The following is a 3,798-nucleotide window of genomic DNA, read 5'->3' on the forward strand; positions in this document are numbered from 1 at the left end:
AGGTTCGAAGATGCAGTGCCGGTCCGGCCGTCTCGGTGGTCGTGGGGTGGGCGTCACTTCCCGGGGTGGTACTGGGCGGCGACGACGAGCAGCACGTCAGCTTTGAGTCGTGGTTGGAGCGGGACCGGTTGGTTGTCAGGACTTCGATCCTGCGACCGGCCGCGCTCCTAGCTTCCGCGCAGGACGAACTGCATACGTACCTGGACGCCAGCCAAGCCACTCGCACCTCACCAACAAGCGACGGCGATCCAATCCCAGCGGCAGCCTTCACGCCGGACAGTTGAGTTCGCGACGACCGGTCCCCCTGCACAGCCGTGCGCGCCGCCGACTAAGGTCGCAGGTCACGGTGGAGCACAGCAGGCGGGGAGGGCGGAGAAAGCCGTGCGATTCGGGGTAATTTATGGCGACCATCGCTGGGCCGAAGATGGCGCCATGGCGGAGGACCTCTTCGATGCGCTCCTCGTCCACGACGCCTGGGACGACTTCGGGTACCGCACCATGTTTACGTTGCACATTCTCACGAGGGAGGGCTGGACCGAGGTCGGCACCGTGAAGATCGGCCACGTGGCGATGGACGGCGAGGATGGAGCCAACGTGCTGCTTCCGGAGCGCTTCAGCCGACTGGACAGCTCGCGGTGGTTCTCCGTGGGACAGGATGAAAGCTATTACTACGCGCTGCGTGACATGCCCGGCGCCGTCCGGGAGGAAGTGCTCACCGCGCTCCGGGACATCGCCTACGGCGAGGACTCTTTCCGGCTCGCGCGGAACCAAGATGTGACCCAGACTTCGCTGCTGCGCTTCGTCAAGATGTCGACGGTGCGCGGACAACTGCAGCGCATCGCACGGGGTGGAGCGCGCCGCGTGAGCTTCGATATCGCCTACGAGCCGCCGCTGCCACCGACGATGGCTTCCGTGCGGTTCGAGTTCAAGGTCGAACCAGGCTCTCGGCCGGCCAGCAACGTGCACGCCCTGACCGGGCGGAACGGCGTGGGGAAGTCATACGTCCTTTCCCACTTGGCCCGCGCCGTCGCTGCGGTCGAGCCGCAGCCACAGGAGCTCGGGCGGATCATCGAGCTCGGCCGCGAGGGCCGCTCCTTCAACAACTTGGTGGCCGTCTCGTTCAGCGCCTTTGACGACTTCCCCCTCGTCGAGGGTGACGAGATGTTCATCGCTTCCTATGTGGGCCTGCGTATTCAGGGTTCCCGATCCCCCAGGTTCAAGACCCCTGGCGGGCTGAGGAAGGACTTCGCGCAAGCCATGAAGGCATGTCTGACGCGCGAACGCAGCCCACAATGGATCAGGGCATTGCGCACCCTCGACTATCCGGGCAGCGGACTCCTGGAGGAAGGCTGGCTGGAGAACTTCGAGCACACGGCCAGCCTGAACAGCCGCGAGAAAAAGGCCCGGCAGCTTTTCCGCCGCCTCGGCGCCGGCCACCGGCTCGTTCTGCTCACAATGACCCGGCTCATCGAGCACGTGAGTGAGCGGACCCTCGTCATCATCGACGAGCCCGAAACCCACCTCCATCCGCCCTTGTTGGCCGCATTCATGCGTGCGCTGTCCGATCTACTCGCCGAGCGCAACGGGCTGGCCATTGTCGCCACGCACTCTCCGGTTGTGCTCCAGGAGATTCCTGCCCACTGCGTCTGGAAGCTCTGGCGCTACGGCGGGCAGCTCGGAGCTGCGCAGCCTCGCATCGAGACGTACGGCGAGAACGTCGGCGTGCTGACTCACGAGGTCTTCGGTCTGGAACTCACCGAGGCCGGCTTTCTGCACGAGCTGCGGCGTCTGGTCGACGTCGGCTACTCCTACGACGCTGTCCTGGAACATTTCAGCGGACGGCTGGGCAGCGAGGCGCAGTTGGTGCTCAGCGCCTTGCTCGGTCAGCGCGACGACGTGGAGGGGCACGACTGATGCAGCACATAGACCCTCCGCCCTTCGACGCTCGCGACGTCTACACCACCTGCATCGGCAACGCCCGCCCCAGCAGCCGAAAACGGTTGGAGTCGTTCACCGACGCGGTGGCCGATGCGGCAAGCGCGTACGAGGTAGCCGCTCAGGGCCAGGCCCTTCACACCCTCACCGGCCTCGCGGCCGCGCCGACTGCCCCTCGCGACCGCAAGGCCCTGGAGGGGGTCTACACCGACCGGATGGTCAAAGACCGCGCTCCGGGCCGCCGCATCTACGAAGCGATCAGAGGTACGACCGACGAGGAAGGCCGTCGACGGGACAACCGGTGCCCCGTCTGCGGGGAGGGCCTGGTGACCACGCTCGATCACCACCTACCCAAGAACAAGTACCCGCTGCTCAGCGTGGTCCCGGTTAACCTCATTCCGGCCTGCCGCGACTGCAACACGGGCAAGCTCACCACAGTCCCCGTCAAGGCGGGTGACCAAACCCTGCACCCCTACTTCGACGACTTCTCCCACCACCCCTGGCTCCGCGCTCACCTAAGGAGGCCACGCGGCAACGAGCAGCCGTCCATGAAGTTCTTCGTATCCCCCCACTCCGATTGGAGCGACACACTCACCGAACGCCTCCAGACCCACCTGAAGGTGTTCGACCTGGATTACCGGTACAGCCTTCTGGTCAGTAGCCACATCGCATCCACCAACCACGACCTCACGATGATGCCCACCAACGACATCGCCCGCTGGCTCGAGCACAAGGCCGATGGCTGGCGCTACCGGGGCAACCCCAACACAATGGGCTATGCCCTGTTCAAGGCCCTGGCTGCCGACGAGTGGTACGTCAACGGCGGCTGGCGCGGCTCAAGCGCGGAGACGAACCTCGACTAATTGGCCCGACAGCCAATCTCCGAGAAGGCCGATATGAGGGGATGCCGCCACTTCGAAAAGAGGGTGCCACGGCTCTGGGACTGGACGTGACGCCGCCACCTTCCGAGTTGACCTCCAGCGACATGAGATGTCTTCGTGGTCAGTCCACCGCGGGACCGGCCGAATGCGTGGTCATCGGGTTCGCCGCCCGAGGCCCCCTTTTACGGGCCCCGGCCCCGTGCTGAGGTCGACGGGCTTGTCGCCGGTCCTCTCTCGTGTCGTGGCTCTGGGCACGCCAGATGCGGCACGACTCGGTTCGATGGCAAAGCGACTGGGTTCGATGCCAACGGACAGGACGGTCCGAGCGGCCGCAGTCGCACACGAGTCGATCAGTGGTCGGCTCGACGGGGATGCGGATGGGCTAATCAACGTCATTCATCAACTCGTCCAGCGCCTGGCGAGCCAAGGGAACAAAACGTTGCTGACAGCGCTCCACGAGGGCGTTCCTCTCGGCAGCAGCGGAGTGATAACGCTCCTGCTGCTCCTCGCTCAGTGGCCCCTTGCTCAGCTGCATCAGGGACTCGATTGACGGCTCGATATTCAGATCTATAGCTTTCGCATACTCGTCGGCGGCCTGGGCGACATCGGCTGGTCCTTCCAGCTGAACTGCGTCGGCTGCGCGGCGAGTCGCACGCACGGCATCGATGGCTGCACCCCGCCTGATGTCATAGCGGTGTTGGTCAAACGGTTCCACCGTCAGTCGTCCCAGCTGCCAAATGGCCCCTTGAGCCTCGTGGGCAGCGTCCAGCAGGCCCTGGTAGGCGGCTTGCCTGCGGTCCCTGCGCCATTTCCGGTGCTCGACGCGCAGTTCGCGACGTTGAGTGCGATCCCGCGCAGCCCCTTCACGTATCTGCTGTTGTTCCAGGGCTTCGTTTCGGCGCCGCTCGGTCTGAGCGGTCGCGAACGCCGTCAGACCACTGCCGAAGCAGGGTGCCGCAGATTGCGATGACTGTCGTGATCA

General features: G+C 65.0%; 4 protein-coding genes and 1 pseudogene. 4 read left to right on the top strand and 1 reads right to left on the bottom strand.

The genetic code is table 11. From position 1 onward, the window contains the following. From NQU55_RS36070 to NQU55_RS36080, 3 genes and pseudogenes are all read left to right on the top strand, one after another. Positions 1–284 (top strand): annotated as a pseudogene (locus NQU55_RS36070) (hypothetical protein); the annotation flags it as partial. A gap of 148 nt (positions 285–432) precedes the next feature. Further along, positions 433–1,914: an AAA family ATPase gene (locus tag NQU55_RS36075; RefSeq protein ID WP_168096371.1), complete on the top strand. Its 1,482-nt coding sequence runs from the start codon at positions 433–435 to the stop codon at positions 1,912–1,914. Further along, positions 1,914–2,798, top strand: coding sequence for an HNH endonuclease (locus tag NQU55_RS36080; RefSeq protein ID WP_168096370.1), 885 nt, complete (start codon positions 1,914–1,916; stop codon positions 2,796–2,798). Before NQU55_RS36075 ends, NQU55_RS36080 begins: the two co-directional genes overlap by 1 nt. Positions 2,799–3,198: 400 nt before the next feature. Here NQU55_RS36080 and NQU55_RS36085 read toward each other — a convergent pair whose 3' ends face one another. Beyond that, a complete protein-coding gene (locus tag NQU55_RS36085; protein WP_168096369.1) occupies positions 3,199–3,531 on the bottom strand; it encodes a hypothetical protein in 333 nt (110 codons plus the stop codon). A gap of 30 nt (positions 3,532–3,561) precedes the next feature. Between NQU55_RS36085 and NQU55_RS36090 the strand changes: the two genes are divergently transcribed. After that, positions 3,562–3,786, top strand: a complete 225-nt coding sequence (locus NQU55_RS36090) for a hypothetical protein (RefSeq protein WP_168096368.1) — start codon at positions 3,562–3,564, stop codon at positions 3,784–3,786. Positions 3,787–3,798: the final 12 nt, after the last annotated feature.

This window comes from Streptomyces telluris, from assembly GCF_024519335.1.
GTDB lineage: Bacteria > Actinomycetota > Actinomycetes > Streptomycetales > Streptomycetaceae > Streptomyces > Streptomyces telluris.

Coding starts and splice junctions, on each gene's coding strand:
- NQU55_RS36080 (WP_168096370.1), top strand. CDS start 1,914: ATGCAGCACATAGACCCTCCGCCCTTCGACGCTCGCGACGTCTACACC.
- NQU55_RS36075 (WP_168096371.1), top strand. CDS start 433: ATGGCGGAGGACCTCTTCGATGCGCTCCTCGTCCACGACGCCTGGGAC.